This is a genomic window from Thioalkalivibrio thiocyanodenitrificans ARhD 1 (assembly GCF_000378965.1).
GTDB lineage: Bacteria > Pseudomonadota > Gammaproteobacteria > Ectothiorhodospirales > Ectothiorhodospiraceae > Thioalkalivibrio_A > Thioalkalivibrio_A thiocyanodenitrificans.
In genome coordinates, this window is the sequence record NZ_KB900536.1 from 554,211 (window position 1) to 575,272 (window position 21,062).

At 66.0% G+C, this 21,062-nt stretch carries 19 protein-coding genes; 8 read left to right on the forward strand and 11 right to left on the reverse strand.

Annotated elements, in window-relative coordinates:
• Positions 1-45 precede the first annotated feature (45 nt).
• Positions 46-927: a diguanylate cyclase gene (locus tag THITHI_RS0102550; RefSeq protein WP_018231505.1), complete on the reverse strand. Its 882-nt coding sequence runs from the start codon at positions 925-927 to the stop codon at positions 46-48.
• Between the two features lie 393 nt (positions 928-1,320).
• Here THITHI_RS0102550 and THITHI_RS0102555 point away from each other — a divergent pair, with 393 nt between their 5' ends.
• The 7 genes from THITHI_RS0102555 to THITHI_RS0102585 all read left to right on the forward strand — a co-directional run bounded on the left by THITHI_RS0102555 (position 1,321) and on the right by THITHI_RS0102585 (position 7,280).
• Positions 1,321-2,115: a hypothetical protein gene (locus THITHI_RS0102555; RefSeq protein WP_018231506.1), complete on the forward strand. Its 795-nt coding sequence runs from the start codon at positions 1,321-1,323 to the stop codon at positions 2,113-2,115.
• A gap of 110 nt (positions 2,116-2,225) precedes the next feature.
• Positions 2,226-3,611: a sodium:solute symporter family protein gene (locus THITHI_RS0102560; RefSeq protein WP_018231507.1), complete on the forward strand. Its 1,386-nt coding sequence runs from the start codon at positions 2,226-2,228 to the stop codon at positions 3,609-3,611.
• Between the two features lie 14 nt (positions 3,612-3,625).
• Positions 3,626-4,051: a cupin domain-containing protein gene (locus THITHI_RS0102565; RefSeq protein ID WP_018231508.1), complete on the forward strand. Its 426-nt coding sequence runs from the start codon at positions 3,626-3,628 to the stop codon at positions 4,049-4,051.
• Positions 4,052-4,231: 180 nt separating this feature from the next.
• On the forward strand, positions 4,232-5,179 hold the full coding sequence (thiL, locus tag THITHI_RS0102570) for a thiamine-phosphate kinase (protein ID WP_018231509.1): 948 nt from the start codon (positions 4,232-4,234) through the stop codon (positions 5,177-5,179).
• A 35-nt stretch (positions 5,180-5,214) separates the two neighbouring features.
• Positions 5,215-5,709, forward strand: coding sequence for a phosphatidylglycerophosphatase A family protein (locus tag THITHI_RS0102575; RefSeq protein ID WP_018231510.1), 495 nt, complete (start codon positions 5,215-5,217; stop codon positions 5,707-5,709).
• Between the two features lie 232 nt (positions 5,710-5,941).
• Entirely contained in the window at positions 5,942-6,583 is a 642-nt protein-coding gene (locus THITHI_RS0102580) for a retropepsin-like aspartic protease family protein (RefSeq protein ID WP_018231511.1), read from the forward strand.
• A 181-nt stretch (positions 6,584-6,764) separates the two neighbouring features.
• Positions 6,765-7,280, forward strand: a complete 516-nt coding sequence (locus THITHI_RS0102585; protein WP_026186003.1) for a hypothetical protein — start codon at positions 6,765-6,767, stop codon at positions 7,278-7,280.
• A gap of 104 nt (positions 7,281-7,384) precedes the next feature.
• Here the strand turns inward: THITHI_RS0102585 and THITHI_RS0102590 are convergent, their stop codons facing one another.
• From THITHI_RS0102590 to THITHI_RS0102620, 7 genes are all read right to left on the reverse strand, one after another.
• Entirely contained in the window at positions 7,385-8,404 is a 1,020-nt protein-coding gene (locus THITHI_RS0102590) for a 2Fe-2S iron-sulfur cluster-binding protein (RefSeq protein ID WP_018231513.1), read from the reverse strand.
• Positions 8,405-8,470: 66 nt separating this feature from the next.
• Positions 8,471-11,611, reverse strand: a complete 3,141-nt coding sequence (locus THITHI_RS0102595; RefSeq protein ID WP_018231514.1) for an efflux RND transporter permease subunit — start codon at positions 11,609-11,611, stop codon at positions 8,471-8,473.
• A 2-nt stretch (positions 11,612-11,613) separates the two neighbouring features.
• Positions 11,614-12,861, reverse strand: coding sequence for an efflux RND transporter periplasmic adaptor subunit (locus THITHI_RS0102600; protein ID WP_018231515.1), 1,248 nt, complete (start codon positions 12,859-12,861; stop codon positions 11,614-11,616).
• 190 nt (positions 12,862-13,051) lie between these two features.
• Entirely contained in the window at positions 13,052-14,122 is a 1,071-nt protein-coding gene (gene modC, locus THITHI_RS0102605; RefSeq protein ID WP_018231516.1) for a molybdenum ABC transporter ATP-binding protein, read from the reverse strand.
• Positions 14,119-14,805, reverse strand: coding sequence for a molybdate ABC transporter permease subunit (modB, locus tag THITHI_RS0102610; protein WP_018231517.1), 687 nt, complete (start codon positions 14,803-14,805; stop codon positions 14,119-14,121). Before modB ends, modC begins: the two co-directional genes overlap by 4 nt.
• 72 nt (positions 14,806-14,877) lie before the next feature.
• Complete coding sequence (gene modA / locus THITHI_RS0102615; protein WP_018231518.1) at positions 14,878-15,636, reverse strand: molybdate ABC transporter substrate-binding protein; 759 nt, start codon at positions 15,634-15,636, stop codon at positions 14,878-14,880.
• Between the two features lie 64 nt (positions 15,637-15,700).
• Positions 15,701-16,498 carry a TOBE domain-containing protein gene (locus THITHI_RS0102620; RefSeq protein WP_018231519.1) on the reverse strand — a complete coding sequence of 266 codons (798 nt, stop codon included), beginning with the start codon at positions 16,496-16,498 and terminating at the stop codon, positions 15,701-15,703.
• A 348-nt stretch (positions 16,499-16,846) separates the two neighbouring features.
• Between THITHI_RS0102620 and dacB the strand changes: the two genes are divergently transcribed.
• Positions 16,847-18,256 carry a D-alanyl-D-alanine carboxypeptidase/D-alanyl-D-alanine endopeptidase gene (gene dacB / locus THITHI_RS0102625; RefSeq protein ID WP_026186004.1) on the forward strand — a complete coding sequence of 470 codons (1,410 nt, stop codon included), beginning with the start codon at positions 16,847-16,849 and terminating at the stop codon, positions 18,254-18,256.
• A 150-nt stretch (positions 18,257-18,406) separates the two neighbouring features.
• On the opposite strand, the gene THITHI_RS0102630 is transcribed toward dacB, so the two are convergent.
• From THITHI_RS0102630 to THITHI_RS0102640, 3 genes are read right to left on the reverse strand one after another with little or no spacing between them, the layout of a single operon-like run.
• Positions 18,407-19,198, reverse strand: coding sequence for an ABC transporter ATP-binding protein (locus THITHI_RS0102630; RefSeq protein WP_018231521.1), 792 nt, complete (start codon positions 19,196-19,198; stop codon positions 18,407-18,409).
• A complete protein-coding gene (locus tag THITHI_RS0102635) occupies positions 19,198-20,166 on the reverse strand; it encodes a FecCD family ABC transporter permease (RefSeq protein WP_018231522.1) in 969 nt (322 codons plus the stop codon). Before THITHI_RS0102635 ends, THITHI_RS0102630 begins: the two co-directional genes overlap by 1 nt.
• Entirely contained in the window at positions 20,163-21,044 is an 882-nt protein-coding gene (locus tag THITHI_RS0102640) for a cobalamin-binding protein (protein WP_018231523.1), read from the reverse strand. The genes THITHI_RS0102635 and THITHI_RS0102640 overlap by 4 nt, the downstream gene beginning before the upstream one ends.
• Between the last annotated feature and the right edge of the window lie 18 nt (positions 21,045-21,062).

A 21,062-nucleotide genomic window follows, 5' to 3' on the forward strand; every position in this document is an offset into this window, starting at 1 on the left:
GTCGGCCGGGGGTGTCGCACGCGGGGCAGGGTGAGGTCAGGCGTCTCAGGTCGCCGGATCGGGCGCTCGCAGACGGTTGCGGCCCGTGCTCTTGGCCTCGTAGAGATGATGGTCGGCGGTGCGCATGAGGTCGCCGAGTTCGGCCATGCCGTCCTGCCAGTCGGCCAGGCCGATACTGATGGTCACCTCCAGCGGTTGCCCGTTCTCGAGTCGGAACCCGTGTCTCTCGACGGCGATGCGCAAACGCTCACAGGCTTCGTGCGCGCCGGCCAGCGTCGTGTTCGGCATGATGACCGCAAACTCCTCTCCACCGATGCGGGCAAGCGTATCGCCCGAGCGCACGCGCTTGTTCAGCACCTGGGTGATCTGCTTGAGCACGGCATCCCCGGCCAGGTGCCCGATCCTGTCATTGATCTCCTTGAAGCGGTCAACATCAATGATCGCCAGCGCCAGTGTTGCTTTTTCCTCGTGCCTGCAACGCGAGATCTCGTCGGACAGAAGACCCATCGCGTAACGGCGGTTGTACAGACCGGTCAGTTCGTCGCGAAGGGCGTTCTGATGCATCTCTGACAGGTAACTGGATTCAATGTTGCCCGCGGCGAGAAACTTGAGTACTGAATTGCCGATGCGCACCCTGTCACCGTCGCGCAGTTGATACTTGTCGATGGGCTTCTCGTTGACAAAGGTGTGGTTGGTGGATTGCAGATCCTCGATCCAGTATCGGCCGTCGTGGGGGACAATGCGGCAGTGCCTGCGCGAGATACTGAGAGAGGCAATCTGAAAATCGGCGTCCGTGCCGCGCCCGATCACCATCGCGCTCTGATCCGGTTCCAGTTCCAGGCGCGCGCCCAGCCGGTCGCCGAGGATCACGACCAGGCAGGCGCCATGGCGCTCCGCCTGCTCCACGTCGGATGACGGCAGGACCAATGTTGGGGAATCAGTTTGTTTGTCCACTGGGTTGCGAACCGGGACTCATGGGTTCATCCGGACCGGCCACGCGGTATGACCTGCGCCGGGTGCCTCTTATTGGTAGTCAGCCCGATTCTAATCTATTCACGGAGAATCACCAACTTAGCGCGGTGCTCCTTTGGGATACAGCCCGGCGTAAACTCCTCCCCGGCGTCGACAGGATGCCCTGACGACAATTGGCCCGGCCATCTCCGGTCGGATGGGTAAACACCGCCGGGGGAATGTACACTTTGTCGCCAATCCTGCCCCGGGCATGGGTGCCAGGTACTCACGTGCCGGGCCGTGAGAGGTCGCCCGTTGCGTGTGCCGGGGCCTGCCGATGTTCCGCGCAGTATTTTCCAGGAGAATCAGATGACTCGATTCCGGTACCCCCTGTTCAGTACTCTGGCTCTGGCCATGGCGGCAGGCCCGGCCATGGCCGGGCCCGAATACTACTGGCGCCTTTCCCTGAGTCAGGAGTACTCGCGGGGCGCCACCTTCAGCGACCGGAGCTGTGAGCCGCCGGGCGGCGTGGCGGCCTACTTCGGATGCGTACGGGGACAGGACGGTCGACCGATCGGTGCGCGCGGCGATTTCGGCACCAGCCTCGGTGGCGAACTGGCCATCGGGATGGGGCCTGTCGAGGGGTGGCGGGTGGAACTCGTGGTCGGCCATCAACCGCGTTTCGGATTCAGCGGGAATGCGAACTTTCTCGATAGCGGGGATCACCAGCCGGTGCGTGGAAACGTGAGCCACACGCGGGCGGGGTTGAAAGCCTATCTCGATATCGCCGCGATGGGCGGACGCGATTTCGGTGTCTTCGAACCCTATCTCGGGGCCGGCCTGGGTGTGGCCCGCAATCGTATCGGTACCATGGTGTACGAGTTTCCGGCGCTGCCCGCTCAGCCGGCCCTGACCGTCGTGCCCGGCGACCGCAGTATCGGTCCGGCATGGATGGCCACCCTCGGTACCGGTGTTCGCCTGTCTTCAGACAGTCTGGTGGATGTGGGCCTGACATACAGTGACCATGGGCGGGTGACCACGGCTCATGACGAGATCGACGTCGTGCGCGGAGGAGATCCGGTCGCCCGGGTTGGCGTCGGGGAAACGCGGGCCAGGCTGCGGGCCTGGGGTCTGATGATCGGCTTGAGGCACCACTTCAGGTAAGGTGACCCGCAAGGGCCGGCAGACCTGTTTGATTCTCTTGAACAGATGCGGCCGCCCGAACCAGCCCATCGGGTTCAACCCGGTTCCCGGCAGCGTCACCGGAGAACAACGTGCAGAACATCATCATCTCGGGCTATCTGTCTGTCATTCTCATGGTCGGCGTGTGGGCGGGCCGCAACATCAGCGGCCTGAAGGAGTATGCGACGGCGGGCAAGGCGTACGGCCCGCTGGCCATCTTTGCCACCCTGTCCGCCTCCTTCATCGGTGGCGGCTTCTCCATGGGCAATGCCGAGAAGGTCTTCCTGGCGGGGATCGCCAACATCGTGGCCCTGTGGGGATTCAGTCTCAAGGAGATTCTGGTGGCGCGTTACATCGCGCCCAGGATCGGCCGCTTCCCTGAGGCGATTTCCGTCGGTGACATCATGGAACCGAGCTACGGACGCGGGGCCCGGGTATTCAGCGGTGTGTTCGGCGTCATTCTGTGCGCGGGTATCCTGGGAGCGCAGGTCGGTGCCATCGGCTACATATTCAACCTGTTTCTCGGCATTGATCGCGTCTGGGGCGTTCTGCTCGGTTGTGGCATCGTCATCGCCTACGCCACCATCGGCGGCATGCGGGCCGTGGTCTGGACCGATATCATCCAGTTCGTTGTACTGGCCATCGGCATTCCGCTGGCCATGTATTCAGGTATTCAGCATGCCGGCGGATGGGAAGTGTTGAGCACGCATGTGCCCGCCGAGCATTTCTCACTGCCCACCGAACCGCGGGCGATGATTGCCCTTGCGTCGCTGTTTCTGACATTTGTCCTCGGCGAGACGCTGGTGCCGCCCTACCTGCAGAGACTGTTGATCGGCAGAAACCCAGGCGCCGTAATCCATGGAACCCTGCTCAGCGGCCTCTTTTCGATCCCCTTTTTTGCCGTGACCGGCCTGATCGGGCTGGTTGCACTGGCGCTCAATCCCGCCCTCGACGCCAACCTGGCCATGCCGTATGTCATCAGGGAATCACTGCCGCCCGTTCTGCAGGGCATCGTCGCCGCAGCGATCATCTCCATCATCATGTCGTCGGCGGATTCGTTCCTCAATTCCGCCGCGATCGCCTTCAGTAACGACATCGTCAAGCCCCTGCGGCCCCGCCCGCTGACCGCCGCCGGTGAGCTGCGTCTGGCTCGCGTGACGACCTTGCTCACCGGTGCCATGGCCGTCATCTTCGCCCTTTCCATAGACAGCGTCATCGATATTCTGATCTACGCGTACAATTTCTGGGCGCCGACGGTGCTGGTGCCGCTTGTCGCGGCGCTGCTTGGCTTGCGTGTCGGGCGCAGGCGTTTCGTCGCCGGCGCCGCGGCGGGGATCGCCGGTACCCTGTTGTGGAACTATGGCCTGGGCACGCCGTACGGTATTGATGGACTCGTGGTGGGCTTCTTCGCCAATCTGGGTGCCTTCATGCTCACTGATCGACGTGCCAGGTCCATCAGGCCTCCAGTCCGTGAATGATCCGAGGTATCCAAATGCGCATATTGTCCGCCTTTCTCCTGCTTCTGATTGCCCTGCCACCGGCTGCCATTGCCGACGGTGAGGACGGGCCCGCTGCAGAGGTAGAGACCCTGGCACGCTCGACGAGCAGCTGGGACGGCGCCCGGCTCCCCGACTATCCCCGGGGACAGCCTGAGGTCACCATCCTCCGGATACGCGTTCCGGCCGGCACCCGGCTGCCCTTGCACCATCACCCGGTGATCAATGCCGGCGTGCTTCTGGAAGGGGAGTTGACTGTAGTAGGCTCAGGGGGATCCACCCTGCACCTGCAGGCCGGTGATGCCATCATCGAGATGGTGGATACGCCGCATTACGGCATGAACCAGGGCAGTGCCGATGCGGTCATCATCGTCTTCTATGCGGGCGTCGAAGAGAAACCGATCACCGTGACGGAGCCATGACAGGCATCGCCGGGAAGTTGCCGGCTTTTGTGCTTCGGAGATGATAAAGGGCTGGCCGTGGTCCAATGCAATGCAATGATTGTCCAATGTTTGGAAAAGCAGGATAAGAAAGCAGGCCGTCCTTTCGATCGAGACATGGCCGCCTACACACCGCAATCGGAAGTTCACGCACCCTGATCCGTGTCTGAATTCGACCTCATCCGCCGCCACTTCACCTGGCCCGCCGCACGGCGGGATGTCACCCTCGGCGTGGGTGACGACGCCGCGCTGCTGCAGGTGCCTGCCGGACATGAGCTGGCGGTCAGCGTGGATACCCTGGTGGCAGGCGTGCATTTCCCGAAGGAGACGCCGGCGGGGGCCCTCGGCCACAAGGCGCTGGCGGTCAATCTGAGCGATCTGGCCGCCATGGGTGCCGATCCCGCCTGGGCCACCCTGGCCCTCACCCTGCCGGAGGCGGATGACACGTGGGTGGCGGAATTCAGTGCTGGCTTCCAGGCCCTGGCCCGGGAATACCCCGTGGATCTGGTGGGTGGAGACACCACCCGCGGGCCATTGAGCGTCACCGTCCAGGTGATGGGGTTGGTCCCGCAGGGCAAGGCACTCCGGCGCAGCGGGGCAAGGGCAGGGGATGGGATCTACGTGACCGGCACCCTGGGCGATGGGGCCCTTGGGCTGCGTCTCCTGGCGCAGCAATCGGAGATCGATCCTGCAGGACAACGGCTCGTTGAGCGGCTGATGCGTCCCCGGCCGCGTATACAGGCGGGGATCGCCCTGCGTCATTCGGCCCACGCGGCGATCGACATCTCCGACGGACTCCTGGCGGATCTGGGTCACGTGCTCGACGCATCCGGCGTTGGAGCCCGTATCCATCTGGCGCAACTGCCCCTGTCGGATGAATTCCTCGCCGTCAGCGGAGAGGTCATTGACTGGTCACTGCCCTTATCGGGCGGGGACGATTACGAGTTGCTGTTCACCATGCCGCCGGACATGGAGTTCCTGATCGGGACGCAACCGGGGGTCAGGTGGACGCGGATCGGCACCGTGGAGCGGTCGGCGGGATTGCATGTGGAGGACATGGACGGACAACCCATGTCATTGTCCCGGTTCGGTTATCAGCATTTCGCCTGAACCGGCCGGCCTCATTCCCAAGCGGATCTTCTTTCATGCCCAGAACTTCACCGCCCCCGGCGCGCACCGTGTTCACCGATCCGGTGCATTTTCTGGCCTTCGGGTTCGGTTCCGGCCTGTCGCCCGTCGCGCCGGGTACCGCCGGCACGATCGCCGCCATTCCGCTCTTTCTGCTTCTCCAGCCATTGCCGCTGTGGGCCTATGTGGCGGTCACGCTGCTGGTGACACTGGCGGGTTTCCGGATCTGCGGTGAGAGTGCCCGTCGGCTCGGGGTTCATGACCATCCGGGGATCGTCTGGGATGAGTTCGCCGGATTTCTGGTGACCATGATCGCGGCGCCATCGGGCTGGTTCTGGGTGCTGGCGGGGTTCGCGCTGTTCCGCCTGTTCGATGTCGTCAAACCCTGGCCGGCTCGCTGGTTCGACCGGCACGTGCACACCGGCGCCGGGATCGTGCTGGATGACATCGTCGCAGGCGTCTATGCACTCATCGTGCTTCAGCTTCTGGCCTGGTGGCTGGTGCAGCCCTAGCAGGCTGTTGAAAAAGTCTCCGGCGGATGCCAGGCAAGGCGGAAAGTGGCGTAAAAGCGCAGTGTACACGGGAGTACATGAGCATTTTGAGCCGCTTTCCAACGCAGCATGGCGCCGCCCGAGGGTTTTTCAACAGCCTGCTAGTGTCGAGTCCCGCCGGAGGGGAATACGCATGGGGCGCTTCTCTCTCGTATCCTTTATCCTGAACCTTGTCTCTGACTCGGGTGACCCCATGAAGACACGCCTCCTCCTGCTGCTCCTGGCGCTCCTCGCACATCCCCTCCAGGCCCGGGACGTGCTGGTGCTGGGCATCTTTCCGGACCGGGCGATGGTTCAGGTAAACGGCGAGCGAATCGTGCTGCGTGTCGGAGAGGCCCCGGAGCAGGGTATCCGCCTGTTGTCCACGGACAGCCGCGCGGGTCACGTGTTGCTGGAGATTGCCGGGCAGCCAAGGCAGGTGATGCTGGGCAGCCGCGCAGGCGGCAGTTTTCAGCCACGTGACATGGCACGTGCGCAGATCCTCGCCGATTCCTCGGGGGCATACACCACCATCGGCAGCATCAACGGCCGGACCGTCACGTTTCTCGTGGATACGGGCGCCACGGCCGTGGCCATGAACAGCATCGAGGCGCGCCGCCTGGGCATCGACTATGCGCGCGGCGAGCCGACCGCAGTCCAGACCGCCTCGGGCACCGCCCCGGCCTATCGGGTCACCCTGGAACGGGTGCGGGTGGGCGATATCGAGCAGCGCAGGGTGGAGGCCCTGGTGATCGCGGGCGATGCGCCGCCCATGACCCTGCTTGGCATGAGTTTTCTCAGAATGGTGGAGATGCGCAACGAGGGGCGGGCGCTGATTCTTGAGCAGCGCTTCTGAGGGGGCCGGGATCACCGTCAGGTCAGCCGCCGCGGTCTTTTCGCATCCTGCGGTTCCGGCCGGGTCCCGCAGTTTTCTGAATGGTCGCCGTTCGCCCTCGCCACGGAATCCGGTACGCCAACCGACCCGCCATCTGCTATACCCAATGACAAGGGAGATCGCTGAACAAGGAGGACCCCTCATGAGACGACTATATTTCCTTGCTCCCGATGTGGATAGTACGCGGCGTATCGTGGACGACCTGCTGCTGCACCACGTGGAGGAACGCCATATTCACGTCGTTGCGTCGGACGAAAAGGCGGTGACCGACGCCGATCTGCCCGAAGCGGGCCTGCTCCAGGAGTCGGATTTCATCCCCGCGGTTGAACGCGGTCTGGCACTCGGCGGTGCCACGGGCGCCCTGGCCGGACTGGCGGCCATGGTGCTGCCCGGGGTGGGGCTCGCCTTCGGTGGCGGCGCGATCCTGGGGACGACGCTCGCGGGCGCCGGTGTCGGGGCCTGGGCATCGAGCATGATCGGCCTGTCCGCACCCAGTTCACGGCTCAGGGCCTTTGAAGAGGCCATCCGGGACGGACAGGTCCTGGTGATCGTGGACGTGCCCAAGCGGTCGGAACAACCGGTGATCGACCTCATCATCAGCCACCATCCGGAGGCCCGGGTCGAGGGCACGGAAGCCACGGTACCCGCCTTTCCCTGAGCATCCGGGGTTCATGGTGCCGCAAGGCGGTGACCGGGACGCCCGAGTATCGTGCGGCCATCGCGCCCGTCGCCGGGTGCCGCCCGGAGGACGCGCGACAACCTTCAGCCTGGATTCACGGTCGCCTGTGGCATTTCCTGAACCCGCTGATGGTCCGGAAGAATTCCCATCGCCAGGGCCAGTTCCCGTGCCAGCCGCACGAACTCCCCGGGGCCGGAGATGAAGCAATGACGGCGCGCCGGGTCGTCGATGCCCGCGAGTGCGGTTCGCAATCGGGCACTCAGGGCGTCCATGTCCATACCGGGCGTCCAGTCCACCGACTGAAAATGGACATTGTCGAAGGCGTCCTGCCAGGAGCGGCACAGGTTGTCCTGGTAGTGGCCCGTGGCCTCGTCCGCCACCCAGATCAGGTCGATCTCCTCGGTGATCTCCTGGGCGAGCACATTCTCCACCAGGCTGCGCACCGGCGCGAAGCCCGTGTTGCAGGCCAGAAACAGCAGGGGCCGCGGCGTCTCATCAGGCAGCACGAAGTGTCCCAGGGGACCTTCCACCTCCACCTGCTCCCCGTTTTCCACCTGATCGAAACAGCGGGTGATAAAGGGATCTCGGGAATCCGCTGACAGGTGCAGGACCAGGTTGCGGTCGTCACAGGGGCAGTTGGCCAATGGCTGCGTGCTGCTCGGGGAGCCGTCGTCCATGCTCAGCCGCACCTGCTGCCCGGCGAGAAAACGCAGACGCCGCGTGCGCGGCGTCTGCAGTCGCATGATCAGCACCTGCGGATTGGGGCGCTCCATGCCGCGGACCGTGGTGGTGATCTGCTGGAGGGGGATCTGGTCCGGGCTCGCGGCCACATCCATCTCAATGACCAGATCGGAGGCCGGGGTGACCGAGCACATGAGCGCGTAGCCCGCCAGCTTTTCCGCCTCGTTGAAGACATAGTCATGCGGCCGGATTTTTCTCACCTCACCGGAGAGAACACGGGCGCGACAGTCTCCGCAGTTGCCGCTCCTGCAGCCGTAGCCCACCGACACGCCGGCCCGCAGTGCCGATTCCAGCACGCTCTCTTCGCCTTCCACCCGAAACTCGTGATCACCGGGGGTCAACCGGACCTTCCACGACGCCATACGGTCTCCATGCCTGTTTTTGAATCGCCACCAGCTTATCACCCGACAGGGGTGAACCGGGCAGGATCAGCGCGGCACGTGCGTAAGGCCGCCCTCCGGCCCGTCGGCCCGGTGCTTCAGCCGGTCTGCGATGCGTTCGTGCACCGCCAGCAGGGCCGGGATCACCACGAGTACGAGCACGGTGGACACCCCGAGCCCGAAGACGATGGATACCGCCATGGGTATCAGGAACTGGGCCTGCACCGAGCGCTCGAACAACAGGGGCGTCAGGCCGGCAATGGTGGTGAACGAGGTCAGCAGCACGGCGCGCAGGCGCTGGCAGGAGGCCTCGACGATGGCCGCCTCGCGTCGCAGCCCTTCCTCTCGCAGGGACTGGTAGAAGCTCACCAGGATGATGGAATTATTGACGACGATACCGGTGAGACCGAACAGGCCGAACAGGGACAGGATGGTCAGTTCCAGCCCCATGAGCCAGTGGCCCACCAGCGCGCCGAGCACACCGAAGGGGATGATCGCCATCACCACCAGGGGCCAGCCGTAGGATCCGAACACCCAGGCCAGCACCAGGTAGATCATGGCGAGTGCGAACAACAGACCCATGCGCATGTCGCCAAGGGTCTCCGCCTGATCAGCTGCCCGACCTTCGAACGAGTATTCCACCCCGTAGTGCCGGGCCAGATCCGGCAGCACGTCCCGGGCGAGCTGGTCGCGGATGCGGGCCGCGTTGTTCCGGGTGCGGTCCACCTCGGACGAAACCGACACCGCGAGGCGGCCGTCCGCGTGACGCAGGGTCTCGAAGCCCTGCCTCGGCAGCAGTTCCGCAACGGTATCCAGCGGCGCGATGCCGCCGTCGGGCAGGACCACGGCAAACCGTTCCAGCGTGGCCGTGCGGTGGCGTTCGGCGTCCGGCAAAACCACCCGCACCTCGACCTCTTCAAGGCCGTCCTGATAGATCTGCGCGAGACGCCCATCGAAGGCGGCACGAAGCTGGCGGCCCAGTGAGTCGGTGGTGAGCCCGAGGCTCAGCCCCTCGGGACGCAAGCGGTAGATCAGTTGCTCGCGGCCGAAGGGCATGTCGTCCTCCACCGCGAAGACACCCGGATAGTCATTCATGGCCTCGGCCAGATCCAGGGCCGCTGCCTTCAACGTGTCGGGATCCGTACCGGTCAGCCGCACGTCCACATCGCGCCCGGGCGGGCCGGCCTGGCGCTCGGTGATACTGAAGACCTCGATGCCGGCGGGTTCACGGACGCGCTCATGCCAGGCATGGATGAGCTGTGTGTTGCGCACGTCGCGCCGGTCCGGCGAGACCAGTTCCACCAGGATGGCACCGAACTGGTCGCCGGTGGGGGCCTGCGTGGCGCCGCCCTGTTCCACGCCGGTGCCCAGACGCACCACCACGTTGCGGATCAACCCGCCACCCAGCGCCGCTTCAGCATCGAACAGGGACTCTTCCACATGCTCCAGAAAGGCCTCCACCCGCTGCGGCGGCGTGCCGGCCACGAAGTTGGCCGCCGCGTTGACCACCGTGCCTTCGGGACTCGGAAAGAACGTGAAGCCGATGCGCCCGCCGGCCATGAGGCCAAAGGCCAGGATGAGCACTGCCACGGCGCCCGCCAGGGTGATGCCGGACTGGCCCACCGCCCCCTGCACGATGCGCCGGAAGCTGTGTTCGCGAAAATGCTCGAAGCGCGCGTCGAAACGGGCGCGGAACGAACCCTCCCGGGGCGGGCGCACCTTTTCCATGCTGTTCTTCAGATGGGCCGGCAGGATCAGGAAACTGATCAGGAGCGTTGCCAGGATCACGCACACCACCACCAGCGGTATGTCGAACAGGATGTTGCCGATCACCCCGCCGATGAGCATGAGCGGCAGGAAAGCGGCCACCGTGGTGAGTGACGCGGAGATCACCGGGGCCAGCATGCGCCGTGCCCCGCGTTCGGCCGCCTGGGTGGGAGTCATGCCTCGCTGGTACTGGGTGTAGGCGTGCTCGCTCACCACGATGGCGTTGTCCACGATGATGCCCAGCGACATGATGAAACCGAACAGGGAGATCATGTTGATGCTGCCGCCCAGCAGCCACAGCACCAGGAAGGCGGCGGTGAAGGCCACGGGGATGCCGAGCGCCACCCGCAGCGCAAGCCGGCCGTTCAGGAACAGGAACAGGATGGCCAGCACCAGCACCAGACCACCGATGCCGTTCTTGAGCAACAGCATGATGCGCTCGTGGATCAGTTCCCAGAACTGGTCGTACACATGCAGTTCGACCCCCGGGGGCAGGGTGGGAGTCACTTCCGCAAGCCAGTCGTGGAGGATGGCGGAGGAGCCCAGCGCGTCCGCGGTCTCGCTGCGTTGCAGCTGCATCTCAACTGCCGGTTGCCCGTGATAGCGCACGGTCACCTGATTGTCACGGGCGCGTCGTTCGATTTCGGCCACGTCGCCCAGCCGGATCAGGCCGCCTTCAGCGTCGGATCGAAGGGGAAGACGCGCGAACGCCATCTCCTCGCGGCGCTGTTCCAGGCTTCGCAGCTGCCGCGCCGTATCGTCCCGGCCCACCATGCCGGCGGGCAGGTCCCGGGACAGGCCCGCCACGCGGTCTCCGATCTGGTCCAGGCTCATGCCCAGTTCCAGGCTGCGTGCCATGGGGACCTGGATGGCCATCTCCTCCTCGGGCAGTCCCTTGAAGTCGATGCGGGCGATGCCCCGGTCCAGAAGCTGCTGCTCGAAGTCCCTGGCCAGGGGCCGCAACTGGCGCATGTCTTCGGGCCCGGTGACCAGCAGGCGTGCGATGGGTTCGTAGCGGATCACACGGGTGACCACCGGCTCCTCGGCGGCCTCCGGCAGATTGCGTTGCTGGTCGACCAGGTCCTTGACCTGATCCGTGGCGAGTGACATGTCGGTGCCCGATTCGAACTCCATGGTGATGGAACCCACTCCCAGGGCCGACGTGGAGGTCATGTTGCGCAGCCCGTCCACGGTGCGCAGTTCCTGCTCCAGCGGCGTGACGATGCCGGTCTCCACATCCTCCGCGCTGGCGCCGGTCCACATCACACGCACCGTGACGAAATCCAGAGCGAAATTGGGGAAGAACTGGGTATTGAGTTCCTTCAACGCCCAGGCCCCGGACAGCAGCATCAGGGCCACCAGCAGGTTGGCGGCCACGCGATGGCACAGGAACAGGTAGATGATGCCGCGGCGCCGGGCCATGGTCAGTCCGCGTCCGTGCTGATCCGCAGGCCGTCCAGGGCGTTGGGCAGGCGCGTGGTCACCAGCCGATCCCCGTCACGAATCTCCGGGTTGTGTACCAGCACCCGTTCGCGGCCGTCATCGTCGATCCACTCGCCCCGCCGCACCACGGAGATGGCACGCATGCGGCCGTCCTCTATCCGGTAGACCCGGTCGGTGCCGTAGAGCGCCTCGAAGGGCAGGGCCACCACGTCCTGCTCATCGGGCAGTTTCAGGTGGACCGTCATGAAACGCCCAAGTGCGGCGTGTTCGCCTCCCGCGGTCACCCGGAACAAGCCCTCCACGCCGGCGCCGGTGGCGGGCGCCTCGCCGGCAAGGCGGGTGAGTTCGAGGTGGACGGACTCGCCGTCGATCTCGCCACGGGCAGACAGGCGTTCGCCGGAATCCAGCGCTGCGCGAACGACGGGCAGATACCGCGCGGGAATGCGCGCGCGCACTTCCAATGCCTCGGCGTCGTAGAGCGTGATCAGCGGGTCACCCACACGCACGCGGTCACCGGGCGACACCGACAGGCGCGCGATCCGGCCGGGAAAGGGGGCGGTCACCGAGGTGCGCGCCAGGTCCAGGCGCGCATCCTCCAGTTGCGCCTCGGCACGTCGGGCCCGCGCCTCCAGCTGTCGGATACGGGCGTCGAAGTCCTCCAGCGCCAGACGGCGCGCGTTCACCGCCAGGGCCTGCTGCTCGTAGGTCCGCCGGGCATCGTCCAGTGCGCTCTGGCTGCCCGCGTCTCGTTCGAACAGGTCCCGTGCCCGCGTCACGCTGCGCTCGGCCAGGTCCAGGAGCGCCTCGTCGTGCTTCAGCGCCTCGCGGTCCCGGACGTTGCGCAGCCGCTCGGCGCTGATCTGCGCGCGGATGTCGGCCACATCCGACTCCCGCTGAATCACCAGGAAATCGATCTCACGGTGGTCCAGGCGGACCAGCACGTCGCCTGCTGCCACCCGCCGGCCTTCCTCCACCGGTGTCTCCAGCACGTCCGCTTCCACCGCGGCACGCAGGTTAGCCGTGCGCGGCGTGGTCACGTGGCCATAGAGGCTCAGGGATGGTGCCATGGTCGATGGCGACACGCTTTCCGTGTTCACCCGCCAGATCCGTTCGCCCACCTCCATGGGCGGGCTCTCGGGGGCCGTGGCCCTGAGAATCAGAAAACCGATGATCCCGAGCGCCAGTATGAGGATGGGCAACAGGACGCGGGCGACGGGGGACAGGGTCATGATGATGGGCGCTTCCTTGATGGGTCGCTCATTGGCATCCCGGCAGACGGGCCGGTCGGGCGCTTCGCGTCAGTGATGCAATCACCGGAAGCAAGCGCAGAGCAAAGATACAAGATACCAGCGGCAAGAGGGAAACCCGCCCGCTATTTTTCCTGAATCTTTTCGTTGGCCGGCCGCTTCCCGTGCCCTCCTACCCGACGAGGGCCACGCTCTTGACGAGCGCATAGACCGGCACACCGGGTGCCAGCCCCAGTTGAGCTGACGCCCGCATGGTGATCTCGGCGAGCAGCAACTGTCCGTCGGCGGTGCGGGTGGACACCAGGCAGCGGTGATCCCTGAAAGGGTCGATGCGCTCGATGGTGACGGGCAGGTGGTTCTGGATACTGATGCGCCGGGGATCGTCCAGCGCCAGGCTCACGTCCCGGGCCAGGATGCGCAGGCGGCAGGACCTTCCGGCCCGCATGTCATCGGCGGCGGCAACCCATAATTGTGTGGTGCCGGCGGCGAAGGGTCGCAACCCGCGTTCGCCGGTCTCGCCGAGGATGCCTTCCAGCACGGAGACCGCCCCCTCGTCGGCGAACAGGGGGGAATCCGGGCGGGCCAGGGCCTGCTTGAGGCATTCACTGCGCTCGATGCGTCCGTCACGCATGAACACCACGCGGTCGGCCAGGCGTTCCACCTCGTCCGGTGCGTGGGTGACCATGATGATGGGCACGCCCGCCTCCCCGGAAAGTCGCGACAGGAAGGGCATGATCTCGCGCTTGGTCTGGGTGTCCAGGGCGGACAGGGGTTCGTCCAGCAGCAGCAGTTGCGGGCTGGTGAGCAGGGCCCGGCCCAGGGACACCCGCTGTTGCTGGCCGCCGGAAAGCCGGTCGACGGGCCGTTCCAGCAGGGCGGAGATGTCCAGCATCTCCGCCACCTCCTCGAGCTGCAGGCGACGGTGCTGCTTCGGGGTACGCCTGTAGCCGTAGAGCAGATTGTCCAGCGCCGTCAGATGGGGCAGCAGGCTGTGTTCCTGGAACACCAGGCCGATGCGCCGGCGGTGCAGGGGCACGAACTGCCGGTCTCCCTGCCAGACCCGTCCGCCAAACCGGACGTCGGCGCCGCGCACCCTCTCGAGACCCGCGATAATGCGCAGCAGGGTGGTCTTGCCGCAGCCGGAACGCCCGAACAGGGAGGTGACCCCCTCCAGGGGCAGGTCCATGTCCACGTCCAGGTCGAAGCCATCCCACTTCAGATGTGCGCGCACCGAGAGGCTCATACCCTGGCCACCCGGAAGCGACGGGTCATGCTGTAGACGATGAACAGGGTGATGAAGGAGAAGATCAGCAGCATGAGCGACAAGCGGTGTGCCGAATCGTAGTTCATGGCCTCGGTGTGGTCGTAGATAAGCACCGACAATACCTTGGTCTCACCCGGAATGCTGCCGCCCAGCATGAGGATCACGCCGAACTCACCCAGGGTGTGGGCGAAAGTGAGGGTGGCCGCCACCACGAAGCCGCCCCTGGTCAGCGGCAGGATCACGGTGAGGAACCGGTCCACGGCGTTGGCGCCCAGGCTGCTGGCCACTTCCACCGGACGGCGGCCCAGGTTGTTGAAGGCCTCGGTCAGGGGCTGCACGGCAAAGGGCATGGAGTAGATCACCGAGGCGATCAGGATGCCCTCGAAGGTAAAGGCCAGGTGATGCAGGCCCATGGACTCCAGGGTACCGCCCACGAGGCCCCGGGGACCGAGCACGATGAGCAGGTAGAAGCCGAGCACCGTGGGCGGCAGCACCAGCGGCAAGGCCACCACGGCCTGGACGGCAACCCGTCCCGCCGAGCGGCCGCTGGAGAGCCACCAGGCGACAGGCGTGGCGATCACCAGCAGGATGACGGTTGTGTAGAGGCACAGCCTGAAGGTGACTTCAATGGCCTGCCAGTCTTCCGGGCCGAGACCGGTCATGGGATCCGTCCTGTTGTCATGGCTGGAGAACAAGCCGGGCCATCGCGAAGGCCGCAGGACCTGTTTGCGGGCCTATTTCGGTATCACGAATCCGTAGCGCTCCATGATTTCATGGGCCTCACCGGTCTCCATGAACCGGGCGAAGTTCATCACCGCCTCTTTCCCGGCGCCACGGCGGGTCACGATATAGCCCTGGGTCAGCGGGTGGTGCAGCGTGTCGTCGATCAGGTGATGCGGATGCTCGGCCATGGCCGGAAAGCTCGCCAGGGACAGGGCGATGATGCCCACGCTGGCCGCGCCGGATTCCACCATCTGCGCGGCGTGGGCGATGTTCTCACCGAACACCAGCTTGCGCTGCAATACCTCCCAGACGCCGGTGGCCTCCATCGCCTCCCGGGCACGCAGGCCGTAGGGGGCATGGGAGGGCTGGGCAATGGCGATACGGCGAATGCGGTTGTCGGTCGCCAGATCCCGAAGGGTGAGCTGCGAGGCATCGAGGGTGTTGCTCCAGAGGACGATGCGCCCGATGGCATAGACGGCGGGCTCCGTGGCGCTGAACCCTTCGGCCTTGAGGCGTTCGGGAAAGGCGATGTCGGCGGAGAAGAAGATGTCGTAGGGAGCGCCGTGGATGATCTGGGTGGTCATCTTGCCGGAAGAACCGTAGATCACCTCCGGTTCATGTTCCGGGTGCTGCTGGCGATAGAGCCCGATGATGTCATCCAGGGCAAAACGCAGGTCCGAGGCCGCGGCGATGGTGAAGCGCTCCGCATGGGCGCCAGCGGAGAGGGGCAGCAGGATCGCCGTCAGGAGGATCAGGATCGGGCGTTTCACTTGCACGCTTCCGGATTGGCAGGTCGATATGGGTGCATGGTCAGAATCATCGGGAGGCCGGTTTTCACTCGCCCACGGCGAGCATCACATGGGGTGCCTTGATGAGAGCGCAGACCCGGCTGCCCGTCGCCAGCCAGGGGGCGGCCAGGGATTCGCTGGTGACGATGGCGGTGAGTACCCGGCCTTCCGCGAGGCTCAGCTTAACTTCCCCGTTGACCGCACCGTCCCGGGTCTCGATCACGGTGCCGCAGAGGCGGTTGCGGGCGCTGCATCTGAGCGAGGGGTTGTCCTCGGCCAGGATCACGCTGGAGGCATCGAAAAGGACCTGCACGTCGGCGCCCTCGGCCAGCCCCAGGTCGTTCACCGCCTCCCGGGTGACGATGGCCACCACGGCGTGGCCACCACCGATGTCCACCGACACCTGATCGTTGACGGCGCCGGTACGGATGGCGCTGATCCGGCCCTGGAAGTGATTCGCTGCGGTGGTGCGCATGGACATCTTCCTCATGAATCCGACCACGTCCCCCAGGTCGGAGAGACGGTGTTCCAGTTGACCCATGAAGCCGCGATAGGCGGCGTCTGCGGCCCGGTAATGCCGGATGACCTGTTGACCGAACCCGGTAAGGCTGGTGCCGCCGCCCCGCTGCCCTCCGGCCCGCCTGATCACCAGGGGCTGTTCGGCCAGGTTGTTCATGGCCTCGACGGCGTCCCATGCGGCCTTGTAGCTCATACCCATGGACCGGGCGGCGGCGGAGATGGACCCCGTCTCACCGATGCGCTCCAGCAGCTCGATACGCCCGGCGCCCAGGAAGCCCCGGTCGCTCACGTTCAGCCAGAAACGTCCGTCCACATGGGCCTTCATGCACGACCTCCAGGCAGTAACCGTTATATATCGTTATATATAACGCATCTGTCAAGCCGCCCACGGATCACGGCTTTCCGGTAGATGCCTGGAGGATGCGGCTTATTCCTGATTCAGATGGGATTGTTTAGCCACAGAGGTCACAGAGGTCACAGAGGGAAGAAGAACACAACAGATCTGCGAGCGACGTCCGATGGCTTTTCTCTGTGGCCTCTGTGACCTCTGTGGCTAAACAAAAACCGTCCTGGTCCCGGCAATCTTCTGCGGTAATATGTGATGATAAATCCGCGCTTCGGACCCTTCAGTATCGGCCCGGGGTCGGGCCTCCCATATGACCACTTCGGCACCATGCATCGGCCAATCTCCGGTTTGCTCCTTTTCGTCCTGATCGTCTGGCCGGCGGCCGTGATGGCGGGGCCCGACGTGCCCGGATCCGTTCAGCGCGTCATCGAAGCCCACGGCATGGATCGGGCACGTATCGGCATCTGGGTGCAGCCGGTGGGCGGTGCCGACCCGTGGATCGTCCACAATGCCGATACCGCGCTCAATCCCGCCTCGGTGATCAAGTTGGCCACGAGCCTCGCGGCCCTGGAGGTGCTCGGCCCCGCCTACACGTGGACGACCCGCGTGTACCTTGACGGTCCTGTGGAGGCGGGGATCCTCAAGGGCGACCTGTGGATCAGGGGCGGCGGCGATCCGTTCCTGGTGACCGAAGAGTTCTGGAAGCTGCTGGGAGCGCTGCGCCGCAGTGGCATCCGGCGGATCGAGGGGGATCTGGTGTTCGATCTGGGTCAGTTCGAACCCTCGACCGAGGCGCCTTCCGCTTTCGACGGGCAACCGCATCGGGTCTATAACCAGCCGCCCCATCCGCTGCTGGTCAACTTCAATGCCCTGCATGTGGAGGTGGCCCCGGGGCCCGATGGCGAATCGGTACGGGCGTCCGTCGATCCGCCCCTGGCCGGTCTGCGGGTGGACAACCGGCTGCGTCAGCGTCGCGGCTCCTGCGGCGGATACCGGCTGGGGATCACCTATCGTGTGCTTGAGTCGGAACCCGGCATCGCGCTGGCGGGCGAGTATCCGGCCGCCTGCGGGAACCACCGCTTTGCCCGCACGGCACTCAAGCCGGAGGCCTACGTGCACAGCCTGTTCCGGGCCCTGTGGGCCCAGTGGGGCGGAGAATTCGAGGGCGGCTGGCGGATCGCCACCTGGCCGGATCCCGAACAGGAACCCGATCTGATGCACGAATCCCGGCCGTTGGGCGATCTGGTGCGCCTGTCCAACAAGCACAGCAACAACGTGATGACCCGCCACTTCAAGCTGACGCTGGGGGCGGAAGTCCTCGGCGTCCCCGCCACACGGGAGAAGGGCGTCAATGCGATACTCGATTTTCTCTCCGCCCGGGATATCGACGCCCGGGGGCTGGTGCTGGACAACGCGGCGGGCCTGTCCCGTGACAACCGGGTCACCGCCCGGCAACTGGCCGGCGTCCTGCGCGCCGGCCGCGAGAGCCGGTTCATGCCGGAATTCGTCTCTTCCCTGGCACTGGCCGGCATGGACGGCACCCTGCGCACCCGCTTCGAGGACGACCCGGCCGCTGGCCGCATGCATCTCAAGACGGGCTTTCTTGAGGGGGTCTCCGCCGTCGCGGGCTACGTGAAGGCCGCCTCGGGCGAGGATGTGATGGTGGTGGTCATGGCCAACGGCCCGGGCGTGCAGTGGGGTACCGGCATTGAACTGCAGGACGCGGTGCTGCGTTGAGTGTTCGAGCGATGATGCGGGTGGTCAAAGGCGTTTGGCCACAGAGGGCACAGAGGTCACAGAGAAAAGACGGCCCGAAGAAATGCCCCGGTCTTGATGAGCTTGGGTTTTAACTCTGTGACCTCCGTGCCCTCTGCGGCTAAACGGTATTCAAGACCCATCCACCGTCCCGCCAGCCGCCATGAACACCGGCGCACCGTCCACTTCACCTGTCACCAGCTTCTGCCCGTACAGCCGTTCCAGCACCGGTAACAGCAGCATTTCCTTTGTCGGCCCCCAGCAGGCATTGCCGTCGGGATAAAGCAGCAAGAGGTGATCGCAATGGCGGGCGGCCAGGTTGACGTCGTGCAGACTCATCATGGCGGCGCATCCGCTGTTCACCCGCTCCTTGACGATGTCGAGCACCGCCACCTGGTGATGCAGGTCCAGGTGACTGAGCGGCTCGTCCAGCAGCAACAGGCGAGGGTCCTGACTCAGTGCGGTTGCGATGGCCAGCCGCTGGCGTTCGCCCCCTGAAAGCGTGTCCACGAGCTGCGCCTCCAGCCCCGCGAGATCCACCTGCTCCAGGGCGGCCCGCGCAGCAGCCACGTCTTCGGCCGATTCCATGTCCCAGGGATGCAGGTAGGGGTGGCGGCCGATAAGGGCCGTCTCCAGCACCGTGGCGGGAAAGCCGTCGTGGTGGTCCTGAAACACCAGTGCCAGCTGCCGGGCGACCTGACGCCTGGACAGTGTGCGCATGTTCGTGCCGTTCAGGCGGACCATGCCGGAGTGCGCCGGCCGCAGACCCGCCAGGGTGTGCAGCAGGGTGGTCTTGCCGGCGCCGTTGGGGCCCAGGATCGCCCAGCATTCCCCGGGCCGCACCGTGACGCCCAGCGGCGATCCCGGGGGGCGGCCCGGAATACGGATCACCAGATCGCCGAGTTCCAGCAGCGGGCTTCCCATCAGCGGCTCCGGTGCAGCAGGTACAGGAAGACGGGTACCCCCAGCATGGCCGTGATCACACCCACGGGCAGTTGCTGGGGCGCGATCAGGGTGCGCGCCAGGGTGTCCGCCAGCGTCAGGAGAATACCCCCCGCGAGCGCGGAGGCGGGCAGGATGATGCGCTGGTCATTGCCCAGCACCAGGCGCAGCATGTGCGGCACGATCAGTCCGACGAAGCCCACGGTGCCCGCCAGGGTCACCGCCGTGGCGGTCAGCAGTGCCGCCACCAGGTACACGGTCCATTCCAGCGGGCGCACCGACACCCCCAGCGACGCCGCCTGCAACGCGCCCCGGGCGAGCACGTTCAGACTCCGGCCCAGGGGCCAGGCCAGCACCACGGCGAGCAGCAGCACCAGCCAGGCGGGTCCCGGGTGGCGGGCATGGGAGAGATCCCCCATGAGCCAGTAGAGCATGCCCGGCAGTTCCGCCCCGGGACTGACCGCCAGGATGAAGCTGATCAGTGCCCCCCAGCCGGCGGCCACCACCACGCCGGTGAGCAGCAACCGCACCGGGGTCCAGCTGCCCGTGCCGTGGGCAAGGCCGAACACCAGAAAGGTGGACAGCAGGGCGCCGGCAAAGGCCGCGCCCGAAACCAGGGCCACGCCGAGGCCGGCCAGCATGGCGAGCAGGGCGCCCACCGCCGCGCCCCCTGACAGGCCCAGCACGTAGGGGTCGGCGAGGGGATTGCGCAACAGCACCTGCATCAGCGCCCCCGCCACCGCCAGCAGCCCGCCGGTGGCGAAGGCAGCCAGCGTGCGGGGCAGACGCAGTTCCAGCACCAGGGTGCGCGACAGGGACTCGCCGCCACCGGTGACCACCGCCCAGACCTCCATGGGCGCAAGCGGCACGCTGCCCAGCGTCAGGGACAGTCCCATGGCGGCGAGGCCGGCGGCCGCAAGCAGGCCGAGCATCGGTACCAGCCGGTTCATGGGCTGCCCGCCGGCCGCCGGGAGCGGGCCAGTTCGAGGAACTCGCACAGCAGGGCGGCACCCTCGAGGATGCGCGGTGTCTGGCGCTGGATCAGCGATGGCGGGATGAAGAACAGGTTGTCTCTCCGAACTGCAGTGAGTCCGGCCCAGCGTCGCCATGCGTCGACCCAGGCCGAGTCCGCCTCGCCTGAACCGCCGCCTGCGATCACCTCCGGGTCCGCGGCAAGCACCGCTTCCCGGTTCAGGCGCGGCACGAGGCTGTCGACATCCCCGAACACGTTGACGCCGCCGCACAGGCCGATGATCTCGCCGATCAGGTGCTCATCGTTGACGGTCATCAGCGGGCGGTCCCAGATCTGGTAAAACAGCGGCACCGGCGAACGCCCGGCGTACCGGACCTCAAGGGCCCGGGCCCCCTCGCGGAGCGCCTCCGCCCGGGCAGTCCCCACCGCTTGCGTGCCTGTCAGCCGGGACAGCCGCTCCAGGGTCCCGGCCAGGTCCGCCAGGCGGCGGGGTTCGTTCAGGTAGACGGTGATCCCCAGGCGTTGCAGGCGGTCCAGCTGTCGGGCGGGATTGCCGCTTTGCCAGGCGACCACCAGATCGGGCTCCAGTGCCACGATCCGCTCCAGGTCCAGTTGTCCTGCGCTGCCCACCACCGGCAGGCGGGCGGCCGCCGCCGGGTAGTCACTGAAGCTGACGGTGCCCACCACCCGTTCGCCCGCATCCACATGGAACAGGATCTCGGTGAGGTGCGGCGAGAGGCTGACCACGCGCCGGGCCGGTTCCGTGAGTACGACCTCGCGGCCTGCGTCGTCGGCGACCCGGATCTCGCCGACACCCGCCCCGGGCAGGACCGCAGGCCACAGTCCCAGGCACACCAGGCACCAGAACCGAAT

Excerpts from the sequence above, each read along its gene's own strand:
- dacB (WP_026186004.1), top strand. The coding sequence starts at position 16,847 with ATGCATCGGCCAATCTCCGGTTTGCTCCTTTTCGTCCTGATCGTCTGG.
- THITHI_RS0102575 (WP_018231510.1), top strand. The coding sequence starts at position 5,215 with ATGCCCAGAACTTCACCGCCCCCGGCGCGCACCGTGTTCACCGATCCG.
- modC (WP_018231516.1), bottom strand. The coding sequence starts at position 14,122 with ATGAGCCTCTCGGTGCGCGCACATCTGAAGTGGGATGGCTTCGACCTG.
- THITHI_RS0102590 (WP_018231513.1), bottom strand. The coding sequence starts at position 8,404 with ATGGCGTCGTGGAAGGTCCGGTTGACCCCCGGTGATCACGAGTTTCGG.
- THITHI_RS0102600 (WP_018231515.1), bottom strand. The coding sequence starts at position 12,861 with ATGACCCTGTCCCCCGTCGCCCGCGTCCTGTTGCCCATCCTCATACTG.
- THITHI_RS0102580 (WP_018231511.1), top strand. The coding sequence starts at position 5,942 with ATGAAGACACGCCTCCTCCTGCTGCTCCTGGCGCTCCTCGCACATCCC.
- THITHI_RS0102620 (WP_018231519.1), bottom strand. The coding sequence starts at position 16,498 with ATGAAGGCCCATGTGGACGGACGTTTCTGGCTGAACGTGAGCGACCGG.
- THITHI_RS0102630 (WP_018231521.1), bottom strand. The coding sequence starts at position 19,198 with ATGGGAAGCCCGCTGCTGGAACTCGGCGATCTGGTGATCCGTATTCCG.
- THITHI_RS0102635 (WP_018231522.1), bottom strand. The coding sequence starts at position 20,166 with ATGAACCGGCTGGTACCGATGCTCGGCCTGCTTGCGGCCGCCGGCCTC.
- THITHI_RS0102585 (WP_026186003.1), top strand. The coding sequence starts at position 6,765 with ATGAGACGACTATATTTCCTTGCTCCCGATGTGGATAGTACGCGGCGT.
- modB (WP_018231517.1), bottom strand. The coding sequence starts at position 14,805 with ATGACCGGTCTCGGCCCGGAAGACTGGCAGGCCATTGAAGTCACCTTC.
- THITHI_RS0102555 (WP_018231506.1), top strand. The coding sequence starts at position 1,321 with ATGACTCGATTCCGGTACCCCCTGTTCAGTACTCTGGCTCTGGCCATG.
- THITHI_RS0102565 (WP_018231508.1), top strand. The coding sequence starts at position 3,626 with ATGCGCATATTGTCCGCCTTTCTCCTGCTTCTGATTGCCCTGCCACCG.
- THITHI_RS0102595 (WP_018231514.1), bottom strand. The coding sequence starts at position 11,611 with ATGGCCCGGCGCCGCGGCATCATCTACCTGTTCCTGTGCCATCGCGTG.